Genomic DNA, 536 nt, shown 5'->3' with positions numbered 1-536 from the left:
TCTAACTTAACCATTAGCGAATAAATGGTGCAACTTGCGTTGCGTTATTTATTGGTTTGATTAAAGAAAAGTTTCACTTTTCCTCAGCTATTACTGTTATCTAGTTTTCAAAGAACAATCGCACTCAAAATTCTTCTTATCTAATAAGAAGAAAGTGATGTACTTTCTATTAAATGAGAGATTGAACTCTCAAAACTGAACAAAGCTTCAAAACGTACGTCTTGTCTAGCTACGGCTCCTAGTCATTCGATCGTTTCACTTTTGTCAACGAAACCAAATAACGGTTCCCCTGTCAAAAGCTCCAACGCTTTTCATGACTAAACAATCGCCTTCGCTTTTCATGTAAAAATCCTTAGAAAGGAGGTGATCCAGCCGCACCTTCCGATACGGCTACCTTGTTACGACTTCACCCCAATCATCTGTCCCACCTTAGGCGGCTGGCTCCATAAAGGTTACCCCACCGACTTCGGGTGTTACAAACTCTCGTGGTGTGACGGGCGGTGTGTACAAGGCCCGGGAACGTATTCACCGCGGCA

1 rRNA gene is annotated in these 536 nt (G+C 42.7%); it reads right to left on the bottom strand.

The features are described 5' to 3' along the window. Positions 1-356 precede the first annotated feature (356 nt). A 16S ribosomal RNA gene (locus A2U94_RS20220) occupies positions 357-536 on the bottom strand; the annotation flags it as partial.

This window comes from Bacillus sp. VT 712 (genome assembly GCF_001614195.1).
Lineage (GTDB): Bacteria > Bacillota > Bacilli > Bacillales > Bacillaceae_H > Priestia > Priestia flexa.
This window is presented reverse-complemented; position numbering and strand designations above follow the sequence as displayed.